General features: G+C 53.6%; 3 protein-coding genes. All 3 read left to right on the top strand.

The window, feature by feature from the left end; translation table 11 throughout:
• Nucleotides 1-1,050: 1,050 nt before the first annotated feature.
• Nucleotides 1,051-2,334, top strand: coding sequence for a diaminobutyrate--2-oxoglutarate transaminase (gene ectB, locus J2Z28_RS26085; RefSeq protein ID WP_101314560.1), 1,284 nt, complete (start codon nt 1,051-1,053; stop codon nt 2,332-2,334).
• A gap of 442 nt (nt 2,335-2,776) precedes the next feature.
• Complete coding sequence (locus J2Z28_RS31575) at nt 2,777-2,899, top strand: hypothetical protein (protein ID WP_280530859.1); 123 nt, start codon at nt 2,777-2,779, stop codon at nt 2,897-2,899.
• A gap of 125 nt (nt 2,900-3,024) precedes the next feature.
• Nucleotides 3,025-18,081, top strand: a complete 15,057-nt coding sequence (locus J2Z28_RS26080) for a non-ribosomal peptide synthetase (RefSeq protein ID WP_211085006.1) — start codon at nt 3,025-3,027, stop codon at nt 18,079-18,081.
• Nucleotides 18,082-18,152 lie beyond the last annotated feature (71 nt).

Here is an 18,152-nt window from a genome sequence, read left to right as displayed (position 1 = left end):
ATTCATTGGATGAAAATGCATCAGATTATAGAGCACCTTAGGAAGAGTACCTTTTGTAATTCTCACATTTGAAATATTCTTCGTGCACGAATGTAATCAATTTCTTAAAGAGGGTCCTTAACATTCGCAACTCGTAAGTTCAAATATATCCCCAAGAAGGATGCGGATCGGGCATAAAAGATTATTTGAATGGAAAGGAAGATGACTGAACGTGACGGGTACATCTTTCAGCAACTCACAAAAATGGTATGCCAAGAAGCAACAATGCGCTCGATGAAGAAGCTTATTACACGAAGTGAAATCATTGTCCGTTCAACTTGGATTTAGAAGGCTATTGTAATCTGCATGTAAATGAGTGAAGGACATCGGAAAGCGTATGAAGGAAAATCTCACGTACGGTTTGATGAGGAGGAACAGAATATATTTCCCCTTTACTCTAACAGAGGCGTAGAGAAGAAGGCGTGATACAAAACTATGTCGGCTACCATCCGTGCGGACGCTGTGGCCAGTTTCCAGCCAGGCTTTCAGAAATTGGTCAGGTAATCATGTTGAAAATTAAAAAGTGCAAGGAATCGGAACACCGGCAAAGAATATTTAAAGGGAATAAATACCAAATTTACCTGTTAAATGACTGAATGTCAACACTCGTCGAATTCCTTGATTGATGTCAAATCATGCCCAACGTTTCTTCTCAATTCACTATTTTTAACGAAAAATGTTAACACATAATGTTTTATAAACCAAATTTAACAATATAATGACTATATTTAACAAAAATTTCACTATACATTCTTGTAAATTTTGATATAATTCAACCTAGGTCTTATTCCCTATTATTCTAATAAATGGAATTGTAGGGTTTTTTATACCCATCCAAGCTGTGTGCGAGAGACCAGTATACTGGCTTACCAACAAGCCGGCATGTGGGGACCAACAATTGTGGAAAATGACAGCCTAGAATATGTTGCTCCATGACGTCAGAAGGTTTAGAAAGGAAGGTTCGGAAAGATAGAGCCAACCTTATCCCAATTCCGATGGAGGATGAAGCGAGTGAGCATTTTTGAAAAGCTGGAATCCAACGTAAGATCTTACTGCAGAAGCTTTCCGGTGGTATTCGACCGGGCCAAGGGAGACCTTTTATATTCTGAGGACGGAAGAGCATATATTGATTTCTTTGCAGGTGCCGGGGCACTCAATTACGGCCATAACAACGATTATATTAAAGACCGGGTTCTCGATTACTTGACCTCCGACCGGATTATGCACGGTCTGGATATGTATACAATGGCCAAGCGTGAATTCATCCAGAGCTTCTCCGAGCGGATCCTGGAGCCGAAGAAGCTGAATTACAAGCTTCAATTCTGCGGTCCAACAGGGACGAATGCGGTGGAAGCGGCCCTGAAGCTCGCACGCAAGGCGAAGAAGAGAAGTGGAATATTCGCATTCATGGGTGGCTTCCACGGCATGTCGCTCGGTAGTCTGTCGGCGACAAGCTCCAAGTCCATGAGAGAAGGGGCGGGGCTTCCTCTGGACGGAGTTACGTTCATGCCGCACCCGAGCGGGGCTTTCGCAGAAATGGATACGCTCGGTTATATCGAGAATATCCTGACTGATTCGCACTCCGGAATCGACAAGCCGGCCGCGATTCTGCTTGAAACGGTACAAGCCGAAGGCGGAATTCACGTTGTCGACGCGCAGTGGCTACGTGAGCTGCAGCAGATTTGCCGCAGGCACGATATTCTGCTCATTACAGACGAGATTCAAGTAGGATGCGGCCGGACAGGCGAATTCTTCTCCTTCGAACGTGCGGGGATCGAGCCGGATCTCATTACCCTGTCGAAGTCGATCAGCGGGTACGGCCTGCCAATGTCCCTCCTGCTGCTGAAGCCCGAACTGGATATCTGGACGCCGGGCGAGCACAACGGCACCTTCCGCGGCAACCAGCTGGCTTTTGTGGCCGCGAAGGCTGCTCTCGAGTTCCGGGACAGAACCGAACTGGAAGCTCAGGTGAAGCAGAAGGAAGAGTATGTGCGCTCGTTCCTTGATCAAGAAATCAAGCCTCTGCATCCGTCCATCGCCATCCGCGGACTCGGCCTGATCTGGGGCATTGACGTCTCGGGGTTCATGGATGAAGCCGGGGCGAAGCGGGTGACGGATATCAGCTTCGAGAACGGGCTCATCATTGAAAGAGCCGGCAGAGGAGACTGTGTACTGAAGATCATGCCTCCGCTGACCGTCTCGATGGAGCATCTGGCCGCCGGCTGCGACATTATCAAGTCCAGTATGCAGCGGGTGATCTCTCAGGAGACCAAGGATTTGTTAGTAACGACCTAAGCTTGGCCAAGCCGATGGCCGCCCCCGGCAAGAGGCATGAAAGTGCCTTCCGGAGGGCGTGCGGACTTGATGTTAAGGTAGCGCTTTCATCTTAGTGGAAGACTTTCTCCTTATGCTACCTGCGGTAACGTCAATCAGCAAGGAATTCTCCGGCAATCCAAGGGCAGTCCCGTTCGTGCCATACGGAGCATTCCTTGAGTCTCATGCAGTGCCCTCGTTAAATTTAATCGTTAGGAAAAGCTCACTACCCCGCAGCCGAATCTTTACTTATCCACACCAGGGCTGTGGGGGAATAATCAAATCGTACATAGAGTGTATCAATACCCCTTAAACATAGGCTTCGTCAAAGGCAGCTCGGGTGCCAAATCAGGAGGTACGGTCGACTTCCTGCTGGTCGGCCGGAACCCTGCGGCAAGCCTTACATCGACAGGAGGAACATTCCTTGTCGTCTATCCCCAAATCCAATTCCGAAACCCATGTTAAACCAAATCCCGTCTTCGGGTGGCTCGTCCGCGGCAATCATATTGAAGCAGAGGAGTCCGAAGCAGCCGCATCTCTTGCGTAGAACGATGTTTGTTGTCCTTTACGCATGGGAGCCGAGCGGTACAGCTGCTAGGCAGAGGATTGCCGCATGCGATCAACCGGGCAATCGAAGCGTGACGTTGCGCAAGCCATTGATATTGTTGTCAGATGTTTGAAAAAGAGAGGAGCGAGGCTGAAGCGTTGCTTCAGCATATGCTCCGCCGGATTGCTTTTACCGATGAAGAGAGGGGAACGATCCAGATGGCTTTTGAAAAAGAAACGTTGTTTTGGAACGAAAAATTCGGTAGTGACGATTATACCTTGACGCGGTTGCCTTACAGCAAAGCTCCAAACTCCCTGGTGCCCAATGTGAAAACCGTTGGCGGTTCGCTTTCGGAGGAAGCGGCGCAGCGGGTCCTTCAAATGAGCAAGGGTGCTCCGCTGGCTGCTTTTATGATTTTGCTCGCAGGTGTTCAGGCACTCTTGCATAAATATACAGGAGCTTCAGACATTCTGGTTGGCATGCCGGTTGTGCCAAAAAAGGGGGAGACGCGTCGATCCGTTAATCATACGGTCATTTTGAAAAACTCGCTTTCGGTGGGGGCAACTTTTAAAACGCTTCTGAGCGAACTGAGGACTTCCTTGCCGGAAGCCATTCAACATCAACATATTCCGTTCTTGAAAATGACGGAGAAGCTGGATCTGCAATATGCAGAAGGGATACCCGTCGTCCATACGCTAGTATCCCTTAAGGAGCTGCATCTGGACGAAATTGGGCAAAACGTGGTCACAGACTGTTCCTTTGAATTCAGTTTAGCCGGTAGGACGATACAGCTAGCGCTGTCATATAACGAGCACTTATATGACGCCGAGTTCATGAATCGGGTCGTCGGCCATCTGAATCGCCTGCTGTCCGTAGGGCTTCATGAGCTGGAGCTGGACATCGTGCGAGCGGACATGCTGTCGGAGGACGAAAAATTTCAATTAATACAAAGCTTCAACGATACCGAGAAGGACTATCCTCGTGATCGGACGATTCATCAGCTTGTGGAGGAACAAGCGAAGCGTGTACCCGAGGCGACTGCGGTTGTTTTTGAGGGGCAGCGGCTTTCATACGCAGAGTTGAACGAACGGGCAAATCAGCTGGCGCGTACGCTACGATCGGTCGGTGTGCTACCCAATCAGTTGGTAGGCTTGATGGTTAGGAGATCGCTGGAGACGGTCATTGGCATTCTGGCAGTTCTGAAAGCTGGCGGTGCCTACGTGCCGATCGACCCGGAGTACCCGGAAGAACGAATCCGCTACATTCTGGAGAACTCGAACGCGCAGCTGCTACTGACTCAAAGAGAGCTGTTACAGCAAGTCCCGTTCGAAGGGACCGTATTGGCGCTAGATGATAAGCAAGCCTATAGCGCCGATGGCTCGAACCTGGAGGCGGCCAGTGGTCCAAACGATCTTGCTTATGTCATATATACGTCAGGTACAACGGGCAAACCCAAAGGGGTCATGCTGGAGCATCGTGGTTTGGTCAGCTTGAAGCTGATGTTCGCAGACAGGCTGGGCATCACGGAGCATGATCGGATCGTTCAATTTGCGAGCTTGTCCTTCGACGCATCCTGCTGGGAGGTTTTCAAAGCACTCTATTTTGGCGCGGCTTTGTACATCCCGACGGCCGAAACAATTCTCGACACTCGTCTGTTCGAGAGTTATATGAACGAGCATGCGATTACGGCGGCGATTTTGCCTCCGACGTACAGCGCTCATTTGAACCCGGACCGTCTTCCCAGCTTAACAAAGCTTGTAACGGGAGGTTCGGCGGTATCGGCCGAATTCGTGCAGCAGTGGAAAGCGAAGGTTCACTATTTCAATGCTTACGGCCCTACCGAAGCTTCGATTGTTACGACGCTTTGGGATGCGGATGAGCAGCAGCCGGAGCGCAGAGTCATTCCGATTGGGCGCCCGCTGTCTAATCATCAGATTTTTATTTTGGATGCCCACCTGCAACTTGTGCCTCCGGGAGTGGACGGAGAGCTGTGCGTGGCAGGCGTGGGGCTTGCGAGAGGTTACCTGAACCAACCGGAGCTGACGGCAGAGAAATTTGTGGAACATCCGTTTGCGCCGGGAGAACGCCTTTACCGGACGGGAGATCTCGCCCGCTGGCTGCCGGACGGTAATATGGAGTACTTGGGCCGGATCGACCATCAGGTGAAAATCCGTGGATTCCGAATCGAGGTCGGTGAGATTGAAGATCAGCTTCTGAAGATCGACTCGGTGCAGGAGACGATTGTGATTGCGCGGGAAGGCAAAAGCGGGCAAGAACTGTGCGCTTACCTGGTCGCTAGTCTCCCTCTTACGCTCGGCGAGCTGAGAAGCGCGCTGGCGCAAAAATTGCCGAATTACATGATTCCGGCACATTTTGTTCAGCTTCCGCAGATGCCGCTCACCCCGAACGACAAAATCGACCGCAAGGCTTTGCCTGCCCCGGAAGGAAACGCACTGACCGGCGGCGAGTACGTAGCTCCACGCAATGAAGCCGAGCGGACGCTTGCCGATGTGTGGCAGGCGGTATTGAACGCCGATCGCGTTGGGGTAACGGATCATTTCTTCGAGCTGGGCGGAGACTCGATCAAGTCCATTCAAGTATCTTCGCGGCTTCATCAAGCCGGGTACAAGCTGGAAATCCGGGATTTGTTCAAATATCCGACGATCTCACAGCTTAGCCTGCATGTGATACCGATCGGACGTACCATCGATCAAGGCGAAATTACGGGTGAAACGGCGCTGACGCCGATTCAGCATTGGTTTTTCGAGAGCTCCTTTGCGGACCCACATCATTTCAACCAGTCGGTGATGCTGTACCGGAAGGAACGCTTCGACGAAGAGATGGTACGTCAGGTGCTGCAAAAGCTGGCCGAGCATCATGACGCCTTACGGATGGTGTTCCGCAAAACGGAACAAGGGTTTAGCGCACGGAACCGCGCGATTCAGGAAGACGAGCTGTTCACGCTGGACGTGTTCGACTTCAAGGATGCGGAGGATCCCACGCAGGCTGTGGAAGCGAAGGCAACGGACATTCAAGCGGGCATCGATCTGGAGAACGGGCCCCTCATGAAGGCAGGACTGTTCCAGTGCGCGGACGGTGATCATTTGCTGCTCGGGGTTCATCATGCTGTGGTAGATGGCGTGTCTTGGCGCATTTTAATGGAGGATTTCGCTCTAGGTTACGAGCAGACTGGCAAAAGCGAAAAAATTCGTTTCCCGGCGAAAACAGATGCGTACCGCACTTGGTCCGAGCAGTTGGCTGCTTACGCGCAAAGCCCGGAGATGGCGAAGGAACGGGCCTATTGGCAGGCCGTGGATCAAATGGAGGTTCCGGCCGTGCCGAAGGATATGGAGGAGGACGTTACGACGCAGCAGGACAGCGAATCGCTGTTTGTCCGTTTGGCTCCCGAAGAAACGGAGCTGCTACTGAAGCGGGTTCACCGTGCCTTCAACACCGAAATGAATGATATTTTGGTAACGGCGCTCGGCATAGCCTTACGCAAATGGACGGGGCACGAACGGGTGCGGATCAATCTCGAAGGACACGGACGTGAATCGATCGGAACGGATATCGACATCACGCGTACAGTCGGCTGGTTTACGACCAAGTTTCCGGTCGTCCTGGAGCCGGAAACCGACCGGGATTGGACCTATCAGGTTAAACAGGTCAAGGAAAACTTGCGCCGCATTCCGAACAAGGGGCTTGGGTACGGCATATGCCGCTATCTTTCGAAATCGGAGGATGGCTTGGTTTGGGGCGCAGAGCCGGAAATTAATTTTAACTACCTCGGCCAGTTCGACGATGATGTCAACCAGGGCGAGATCGGCATATCTTCTTATTCCAGTGGCAGCCCGGCTAGCGACCGGCAGGCCCGCAGCTTTGTGCTGGATATCAACGGTATGGTGCTGGACGGTGCTTTATCGCTCGATCTCAGCTACAGCCGGAAGCAGTATCGCAAGGAAACGATGGAAGCCTTCGCTCAGCGGCTTGAGCAAAGTCTCCGAGAGCTCATTACCCACTGCGCAGGCAAAGAGAACACCGAATTGACGCCAAGCGACGTGCAATTTAAAGGCTTGACCATCACAGAATTGGAGCAAATCGCCCAGCGCTCGAGTCATCTCGGGGAAATCGAAAATATTTACTCGCTGACGCCGATGCAAAAGGGTATGTGGTTCCACAGCGCGCTTGACCGGCAAACGGCAGCTTACTTTGAGCAGACGCGGTTTACGATGCGGGGAGCGCTCGACGTCCAGCTTTTTGAGTTGAGCTGGATGGAGCTTGCAAAACGTCATCTGGTGCTGCGGGCGAATTTTGTGAATGGACCAGCGGGCGAGCCGCTTCAAATCATATACCGCGACAAGCCAGTCGGCTTTGAATATGAAGAGCTGCTTCATTTGCAGGTACACGAGAAACAAGCTTACTTGGATGAAAAGGCCGAGGAGGACAAGCTTCGTGGCTTCGACATGGAACATGATGCGCTAGTTCGGTTTACGATTCTGCGCACTGAAGAGCAAAGTTATCACGTACTGTGGAGTTTTCAGCATATTTTGATGGACGGCTGGTGCCTGGCTCAGCTGACGCAGGAGTTGTTTGAAATATACTCGGCCCTGACCTCTGGAAAGCAGCCAGCGGGAGGTAAAGGATCGGATTATGGCGATTATATCGAATGGTTGGAGAAACAGGACGATCAGGCAGCATCCGGCTATTGGACGGCGTTCCTGGCAGGCTACGAAGGGCAAACCGTACTTCCGGGGCAAAAGGAACCAGCGCCGAGCGTCAGATTTACGGCTGATCACGTCACCGCCGAACTGGGCAAGGACTTGAGCAAACGGATGGACCGGGTGGCGAAACAGCACCTGGTTACAGTCAATACGCTGCTGCAAGCCGTTTGGGGCGTGATGCTGCAAAAATATAACGGAACAAACGATGCCGTATTCGGCAGTGTCGTTGCCGGAAGACCGGCGGAAATCCCGGGCATTGAGTCTATGATCGGGCTGTTCATCAATACGGTGCCGGTCCGCGTCAATAGCGAAGTGGACACCGTGTTCGCCGACCTGATGGCGAAGCTCCAAGAGAGGGCGCTGGATTCCGGGCGTTATGATTACTATCCGCTGTATGAAATTCAAGCTCGCAGCGTGCAAAAGCAGAATCTGATCAACCATATCATCGCTTTCGAGAACTATCCGGTGGACGAGCAGATGGAGCAGGCGGGGGACCAGCAGCACGGCGGCCTGACAATTGCTGACGTTCAGATGGAGGAGCAGACGAACTATAACTTCAACGTGACTGTGATGCCGGGAACCGAGATCGAAATTCGATTCGACTTTAACGCCGAAGTGTTCGATAAAGACAGCATCGAGCGGCTCAAGGGGCATCTCGTGCATCTGCTGGAGCAGGTAACGGATAACCCGGAAATTACCGTGGGCGAGCTGGAACTTGTGACGGAGGCAGAAAAGGCCGACCTTCTCGGACGTTTTAACGACACCACGACGGAATTTCCGCGCGGGCAGACGCTCATTCAATTGTTCGAAGAGCAGGCGGAGTACATCCCGGATGCAGCCGCCATCTCCATGAATGAGCAAGAGATGACCTACCGGGAGCTGAACGAACGTGTCAACCGCCTTGCCCGTACCTTGCGCAGCCACGGGATATCCCAAGGACGTCTGGTCGCCATTATGGCTGAGCGTTCCATCGAAATGGTTATAGGTATACTGGCAGCACACAAAGCCGGAGCCGCTTACGTACCGATTGACCCGGAATATCCAGAGGAGCGTATCCGTTTCTTGATAGAGGATTCAGGAGCGCAGGTCATGCTGACACAAAGCCGCTTGCGCGAGCGACTGGCGGGTTTGGACTCGGTGATCTTACTGGATGACGAGTCCTTCTATCACGAGGACGGAACAAACTTAAATCCAGTGATTGAAGCGACAGATCTGGCCTGCGTGATCTATACGTCAGGCACTACGGGCAAGCCAAAAGGAAACCTTGTTTCGCACCGCAACATCGTGCGCGTTGTGCAAAATACAAATTATATCGACATCACCAATCGCGATCATGTCCTCCAGCTTTCGAGCTATTCGTTCGACGGAGCGATTTTCGATATTTTTGGTGCTTTGACCAACGGGGCGCGGCTGGTGCTGGTTCCCCGCGAGACGTTGCTGGAAATTGGTCTACTGGCGGATCTCATCCAGCACCAGCGCATATCGGTCATGTTTATTACGACGGCTTTCTTCAACGTGCTCGTAGATGTGAATGTCAATTGTTTTCGGGATGTCCGGGCGATTTTGTTTGGAGGAGAGCGTGTCTCGGTTGGTCATGTACGTAAAGCACTCGCCCATCTTGGAGCGGGTAGGCTCAACCATGTGTACGGACCGACGGAAAGCACGATATTTACCACGTACCTTCCGGTCGACTTCGTTGATGAGTCGGCGCTTACCGTTCCTATCGGACGACCAATCAGCAATACGACGGTGTATATCGTCGACAGCCGGAATAAGCTGCTGCCGATCGGCGTGGTCGGGGAGCTATGTGTCGGCGGAGAAGGTTTGGTACGGGGCTACAATAACCGGCCGGAACTGACGGCGGAGAAATTTGTGCACAATCCTTTTACGTCAGGAGAGCGCATGTACCGGACGGGGGATTTGGCGAAATGGCTACCGAACGGCACGATTGAGTATGTGGGACGAACGGACGACCAAGTGAAAATCCGTGGCTTCCGCATAGAGCTGGGCGAGATCGAAGCTCAGCTTCAGAAAGTGGAGGGAATTCGGAAAACGACAGTATTCGCGCGGGAAAACGTGTCCGGCGAAAAGCAGCTTTGCGCCTATTATGAAGCGGACTGTGAGCTTCCGGCGGCCGAGCTGAAGAGCGTACTGTCTCAGGAACTGCCGGCCTATATGATCCCGGCGTACCTGATCCAGTTGGAGCGTCTCCCGCTGACGACGAACGGCAAGGTAGACCGCCGTTCCCTCCCGGCGCCGGAGGAGAGCTTGCAACCGGGCGAAGGACATACTCTGCCTAGGACTCCGCTCGAGGCCAGCTTGGCTGAAATTTGGAAAAGTGTGCTTGGATTGGAGCACATCGGGGTTCATGACAACTTCTTTGACTTGGGCGGCCATTCCCTGCGGGCAACGACACTGGTGAGCAAGGTGCATCAGGAGTTGAACGTCGAGTTGCCTCTGCGCGACGTATTCCGCTACTCGACGATCGAACAGATGGCTCTAGCTATCTCCCGAATCGAAGAACATTCGTTCTCGTCGATTCCGCTGGTAGGCGCAAGAGCGTATTATCCACTTTCCTCAGCTCAGAAGCGGCTGTTTATCCTGAATCAGCTGGAAGGAGCCGAGCAGAGCTATAACATGCCGGGTGTGCTGCTGCTCGAAGGATCAATTGACCATAGCCTGCTGGAGAAAGCTTTCCGCGGACTGATCGAACGTCATGAAACGTTGCGAACCGGATTTGAGGTCGTACAAGGCGAAGCGGTACAGCGTATTTACGAGAGCGTTGATTTTTCCGTCGTGTGTCGACATGCGAACGAGGAAGAAGCGTCTGCAGTCGTGCAGGCTTTTATCAGACCTTTCGATTTGGCGAAGCCACCGTTGCTGCGTGCCGAGCTCGTAGAGCTGGCAGCCGATCGTTATTTGCTGATGTTCGACATGCACCATATCATCTCCGACGGGGTTTCGATGGACGTGTTCGTTGAGGAACTCGTTCGTCTGTATGGCGGCGAGTCATTAGAACCTTTACACATTCAGTACAAGGACTATGCGGTATGGCAGCAATCGGACGAGCAAAAAGTGCAATTGAAACGCGAGGAAGCTTACTGGCTGGACCGATACCGGGGCGAGCTGCCGGTTCTGGAAATGCCAACGGACTATCCGCGTCCTGCTGTACAAAGCTATGAGGGACATACACTGACATCCTTCGTGGATGAGGCAACGAACGAAGGCTTGAAACAGCTGGCCGCTCAAAGAGGAACGACGCTATATATGGTGTTGCTTGCCGCATATACCGTGCTTTTGCATAAATACACAGGTCAGGACGATTTGATCGTCGGCACGTCGATTGCAGGCAGAACGCACGGCGACATACAGCCTTTGATCGGAATGTTTGTCAACACGCTGGCGATCCGCAATTATCCGGCTTCGGAGAAGACCTTCCTGTCGTATTTGGAAGAAGTGAAAGAAACGACTTTAGGCGCTTACGAGCATCAGAATTATCCGTTCGAAGAACTCGTCGATAAAGTGCAGGTTAGCCGGGATTTGAGCCGCAACCCGCTGTTTGACACGATGTTCTCCCTGCAAAACCTGGAGGAGTCAGAGTTTGAGCTGGAAGGGCTGAAATTGTCCCCGTACCCTAGCGAATATGGTATGGCCAAGTTCGACCTGAGTGTGGATGTTACGGAAGAAAATGGCGGACTGGAGTGCAGTTTTGAATTCGCAACGGCTCTTTATAAAGAAAGCACGATCCGGCGGCTGTCGATTCATTTTGGACATTTGCTTGCGGCGATCGTAAGCCGTCCGAATGCAAAGATCGCTGAGCTGAACTTGTTGACAGCAGATGAAAAAGAGAAGATTCTCGGCGCGTTTCACCCGATGCAATCGGAAGTGGTTCCTGTGGCCGCGTTCCACCGACTGTTCGAGGAACAGGCGGAACGCACACCGGAAGAGGAAGCTGTCGTGTACGAAAACGATCGGCTGACGTATGCGGAGCTGAACGAGCGGGCGAACCGCCTGTCGGCGACGTTGCGAGCAAGTGGAATCGGCCGGGAGGAGATTGTTGGCATCCTCGCCGAGCGTTCGGTGGACTTGCTTGTGGCCGTGCTGGCCGTCTGGAAAGCGGGAGGGGCGTATGTACCGCTTGACCCGGATTATCCGGCGGACCGCGTGCGGTTTATGCTTGAAGACAGCGGAGCGAAGGTGCTGCTGACACAAACGCTGCTGAGAGAGCGTGCTGAAGCCTGGCTCAGCGAAGAGGAACTGGCACTTGCGAAGGTGCTGTACCTCGACGACGAAACGTCATACAGCGAAGACCGGGATAATGCACTGCTTGGCTCCAGCATGGTTTCCGGTAAAGTCTCCAGCGAGCTGACGGGTGCTGTGAACAGCGATGATCCGAGTCATCTGAAGGTTGCTGGCTTGGACAGCTTCCATGAAGCCCGTCCTGAGGACTTGGCGTATGTCATCTACACGTCCGGAACGACGGGCAAGCCGAAAGGCGTAATGATTGAGCACCGCAGCTTGGTGAACACGGCAGCGGGCTACCGGCGGGAATACCGGTTGGATCAGTTCCCAGTCCGGCTACTGCAACTCGCCAGCTTCTCGTTTGACGTGTTCGTGGGTGATATCGCACGCACGTTGTATAACGGAGGCACCATGGTCATTGTACCGAAGGACGATCGGATTGATCCGTCTCGCCTGCACCACTGGATAGAGCGGGAACAAGTGACGATCTTTGAATCAACACCAGCACTGATCGTACCGTTCATGGAGCATATGCATGAGCAGGGGTTGGAATTAAGCGGTATGGAGCTGTTGATCACAAGCTCGGACAGCTGCAGTGTGGCGGATTACCGGACCTTGCAGGAGCGGTTTGGCTCATCGTTCCGCATTATTAACGCCTACGGCGTGACGGAAGCGGCGATCGACTCCAGCTTCTATGACGAGGAGTTGGCGAAGTTGCCGCAGACAGGTCATGTGCCAATCGGCAAAGCGTGGCTGAATGCGAATTTCTACATCGTGGATGCGTATCTGAACCCGGTGCCGGTCGGTGTGTTGGGCGAGCTGGTTATCGGCGGAGTCGGCGTGGCACGAGGGTACTTGAACCGTCCAGAGCTGACAGAAGAGAAGTTTGTAGACAGCCCTTTCACCGCGGGTGAGCGGTTGTATCGCACGGGAGACTTGGCGCGGTGGATGGAAGACGGCAACGTGGACTTCATCGGCCGGATCGACAACCAGGCAAAAATCCGGGGCTACCGGATCGAGACGGGGGAGATCGAGTCGCAGCTATTGCGGGTGGAAGGTGTGCGCGAAGCGGTGGTGCTGGTTCGAAGTGACGCGAACGGGCAGAAGGCGCTATGCGCGTATTACACGCCGGATACCGGAGCGAAGCTGGTAGTGAACGATCTGCGCAGCGCACTGGCACAGGAGTTGCCTGGGTACATGATCCCGTCGTACTTTGTGGAGCTGGAGCGTCTACCTCTGACACCGAACGGAAAGATGGACCGGAAGGTGCTGCCAGCGCCGGAAGGGGAAGCGGGAAGCGGAACGGAGTACGTCGCACCGCGCAATGAGCTGGAAACGAAGCTGGCGGCGATTTGGCAGGAGGTGCTGGGGCTTGCGAAGGAGATTGGTGTTCACGACAACTTCTTCGACATCGGTGGCCACTCCCTGCGCGCGACAACGTTGGTCAGCAAGATTCATAAAGAGTTGAACGTGGATCTGCCACTGCGCGACGTGTTCCGCCATTCCACGATCGAGAGCATGGCTACCGCCATTTCTCGGCTGGATCAGCAGATATTTGTTTCCATTCCGGTGACGGATGGCCGGGAGGTGTACCCGCAATCTTTTGCTCAAAAACGTCTCTTTATTCTGAATCAGCTGGAAGTTGCAGAGCTTAGCTACAACATGCCGGAAGCGATGCTGCTGGAGGGTGCTTTGGACCGGGCAAGGTTCGAAGAAACGTTCCGTAAGCTCGTGGCGCGGCATGAAATGTTGCGCACCGGGTTTGAAATGGTGGATGGAGAAGCATCACAGCGGGTTTACCAGGACGTGAATTTTGCGGTGGAGTTCTATCAAGCGGATGAGCAAGAGGTCGAAGCGGTGGTTCATGGTTTCGTCCGTCCGTTTGATTTGGCTAAGCCACCGCTGTTGAGGGTAGGCCTTGTTGAGCTGGCTCCGGAACGCCATATTCTGATGTACGACATGCATCATATTATTTCTGACGGCGTTTCAATGGAAATCTTTGTTGAAGAATTCGTGCGTTTGTATGGTGGAGAGCAATTGGAGCCGCTGCGCATTCAGTACAAAGACTACACCGTTTGGCAGCATTCGCAGGAGCAGCAGGAACGGCTTCAGCATCAGGGGGCGTATTGGCTGGACATGTTCCAGGGCGAGCTTCCAGTGCTGGAAATGCCGACCGACTATCCACGTCCGGCTGTACAGAGCTACGAAGGTCAAACGCTGGAGTTTTCCTTCGACGCTTCAAAAACCGGCGGCCTGAAACAGCTGGCTTCGGACACGGGCACGACGCTGTTTATGGTGCTGCTTGCGGCGTATAACGTGCTTTTGCATAAATATTCAGGTCAGGAAGACGTGATCGTTGGTACGCCGATTGCTGGAAGGAATCATGGAGATGTGCAGCCGTTAATCGGGATTTTCCTAAACACGTTGGCGATTCGCAGTTATCCGTCTTCAGAGAAAACATTTCTGTCATACCTGAACGAAGTCAAAGAAACAACTCTGCACGCCTTTGAGCATCAAAACTATCCGTTCGAACAATTGGTGGACAAGGTGCAAGTCACCCGTGACTTAAGCCGTAATCCGCTGTTCGACACGATGTTTACGATGCAAAATACGGAGAACGAGCAGTTTGAACTGGAAGGGCTTCGCCTGATTCCTTATCCGAGCGTACTGGATACTGCGAAGTTTGATATCAGCTTGGATGTGGGCGAGGAGAACGGCGGGTTGGATTACAGCTTTGAATATGCGACGGCTCTTTATAAAAGGGAGACGATTGAACGGCTGGCAAAACATTACGAGCAGTTGCTCGTGACAATTGTAAACCGTCCAGATGCGAAGATTGCTGAATTGCACATGTTGACATCGGCGGAAAAAGAACAAGTTCTCAGTGCGTTTAATCCAGCGCAGCTAGAAGCGGCTCCTGCGGCTACGTTCCACCGGCTGTTTGAGAAACAGGCGGAACGCACACCGGAAGCGGAAGCCGTCGTGTACGAGGACGATCGACTGAACTATGTGGAGCTGAACGAGCGGGCGAACCGCTTAGCGGTCACGCTGCGTGCAAGTGGCATCGGCCGGGAGTCAATCGTTGGCATTCTCGCCGAGCGTTCGGTGGACTTGCTGGTGGCCGTGATGGCCGTCTGGAAAGCGGGAGGGGCGTATGTACCGCTTGACCCGGATTATCCGGCGGACCGCGTGCGATTTATGCTCGAAGACAGCGGAGCGAAGGTACTGCTGACACAAACGCCGCTGCGAGAACGTGCCGAGGCCTGGCTCCGCGAAGAGGAGCTGGCGCTGATGTCGGTGCTGTACCTCGACGACGAAGCGTCGTACAGCGAAGATCGGGCAAATGCCCCGATGTACTTTGATCAAGGCTCCAGCATGGCTTCCAGCCGGGTCTCTGGCAAACTAACGGGGGCTGTGAACGGTGCGGATCGGAACCATCTGGATGTTGTGGATGATGTTGATGTTGTTGGCATGGACAGCTTCCGTGAAGCCCGCCCAGAGGATCTGGCGTACGTGATCTACACGTCGGGAACGACGGGCAAGCCGAAAGGTGTGATGATCGAGCACCGCAGTCTGGTGAACACGGCGGCGGGTTACCGGCGGGAATACCGATTAGATCAGTTCCCGGTGCGGTTGCTGCAGCTCGCCAGCTTCTCGTTTGACGTGTTCGTGGGCGACATTGCCCGGACGTTGTACAACGGCGGTACCATGGTCATTGTACCGAAGGACGACCGGATCGATCCGTCTCGTCTGCACTACTGGATAGAGCGGGAGCAAGTGACGATCTTTGAATCAACACCGGCACTGATCGTGCCGTTTATGGAGTACGTGCATGAACAGGGGCTGGAGTTGAGCGGGATGGAGCTGTTGATCACAAGCTCGGACAGCTGCAGTGTAGCGGATTACCGTACCTTACAGGAACGGTTTGGCTCGTCGTTCCGCATTATTAACGCCTACGGTGTGACTGAAGCGGCAATTGACTCCAGTTTCTATGACGAAGAGTTGGAGAAACTGCCGCAGACAGGCCATGTGCCGATTGGCAAAGCGTGGTTGAATGCGAAGTTTTACATCGTGGATGCACATCTGAATCCTGTTCCAGTCGGCGTGCTGGGCGAACTGGTCATCGGCGGCGTCGGCGTGGCGCGTGGGTACTTGAACCGACCAGAGCTGACGGAAGAGAAGTTCGTAGACAGTCCGTTCGCTGTGGGCGAGCGGTTGTACCGCACGGGAGATTTGGCGCGGTGGATGGAGGACGGCAACGTGGACTTCATCGGCCGGATCGACAACCAGGCGAAAATCCGGGGCTACCGGATTGAGACGGGAGAGATCGAGTCGCAGCTGTTGCGGGTGGAAGGTGTGCGCGAAGCGGTGGTGCTGGTTCGAAATGACGCGAACGGGCAGAAGGCGCTATGTGCGTATTACACGCCGGATACCGGAGCGAAGCTGGCAGTGAACGATCTGCGCAGCGCGCTGGCGCAGGAGTTGCCGGGGTATATGATCCCGTCGTACTTTGTGGAGCTGGAGCTCCTGCCTTTGACACCAAACGGGAAGATGGACCGAAAGGCGCTGCCAGCGCCGGAAGGGGAAGCGGGAAGCGGAACGGAGTATGTCGCACCGCGCAATGAGCTGGAAATGAAGCTGGCGGTGATTTGGCAGGAGGTGCTGGGGCTTACGAAGGAGATTGGCGTTTACGACAACTTCTTCGACATTGGCGGCCACTCCCTGCGAGCGACGTCACTGGCAGGCAAGGTATTTAAGGAACTAAACGTCAACCTCCCGCTGCGCGACGTATTCCGCCACTCGACGATTGCGGCGATGGCCGAGGCGATCGCCCGGATGGAACGGCGGGAGCATGAGGCCATTCCTCAAGCGGAGCAAAGAGAGTATTACCCTCTGTCCTCCGCGCAGAAACGGCTGTTCATTCAGCACACGCTGGATGGAGCAGATCAGCTTTACAACATGCCGGAACTGGTGCAGGTGGAAGGTGAGTTTGATTTAGACCGGTTGGAAGCCGCCTTGCGGAAATTGATAACACGGCATGAATCGCTGCGCACCGGTTTTGAAATGATGAAGGGCGAAGTAGTTCAGCGGATATACCCACAGGTCGATTTTGCTATCGAGCACCATCAAGCGGATACAGAGGATTCAGATCAAATCGAGCAGATCGTCCGCAACTTCGTTCGTCCGTTTGATCTCGGCCAACCGCCGCTGCTGCGCGCCGGGGTCATCGAGCTGGAGCCGCACCTGCGTATTCTCCTTTTCGATATGCACCATATCGTGTCCGACGGTGTATCGATGGCGATTGTGATGGAGGAGTTCTCGAGTTTCTACGCCGGAGAACAGCTGCCACCCCTGCGCATTCATTACAAGGATTATGCCGTTTGGCAGCAGTCGAAGGCCCACCGAGAGCGAATCGGGCGGCAGGAAGCGTACTGGCTGCAAACCTTCGAAGGCGAACTGCCCACGGAGGACCTGCCGATGGACTACGAACGGTCTGCCGTTCGTAGCTACGAAGGCGCGCATGTGGAGTTCGATGTCGAAGCTTCTCTCTCTGCGCGGCTGCGTGAATTGGCGGCCGAGTGTGAAAGCACACTGTTCATGGTGCTGCTTGCGGCCTATACTGTGTTGCTGTCCAAGTACAGCGGTCAGGAGGACTTGATCGTGGGCACCCCGGTGGCTGGAAGAACTAACGCCGATTTGGAGCGGGTCATCGGCATGTTTGTTAATACGCTGGCGCTCCGTAATCGTCCGTCTGGCGACAAAACGTTCTTGTCCTACCTGAAAGAAGTGAAGGAAACGGCTTTGGGTGCTTTTGAGAACCAGGATTATCCATTCGAGGATCTCGTGGAGCGTTTGAATGTGAAGCGGGAGCCGGGCCGCTTCCCACTGTTCGATGCCGTTTTCGACTTGCAAAATATCGAAGAACGAGACGCCGAACTGGAAGGGGTCAGCCTGAAGAATTACGAGCTTGACCATTTGGAGGAAGCGAAGTTTGATCTGACGCTGTTTATGTATGAAAACGAAGGGGCGTTGAGCGGGGGCTTCTTCTACGCCACCAAGCTGTTCAAAGAAACGATGATCCGCACCTTGACTGAGGATTACCTGCGGGTACTGTCTCAAATTGCGGAAAATCCACAACTCGAGCTAAGCCGAATTGAATGTCATAAACCGGCGGCAGGCGCAAAGAGTGCCGTCGATACGATCGAATTCGCGTTCTAATAAGACAAGCGCGCTCCGCCGTCAACCGAAAGTGGTGCGCATCCCAAGAAAGACGGCGAACAACTTGCAAG

This window comes from Paenibacillus xylanexedens (assembly GCF_017874615.1).
Classification (GTDB): Bacteria; Bacillota; Bacilli; order Paenibacillales; family Paenibacillaceae; genus Paenibacillus; species Paenibacillus xylanexedens.
Note: the sequence above shows the minus strand (reverse complement) of the source record. Positions and strands in the feature narration are given on the sequence as shown.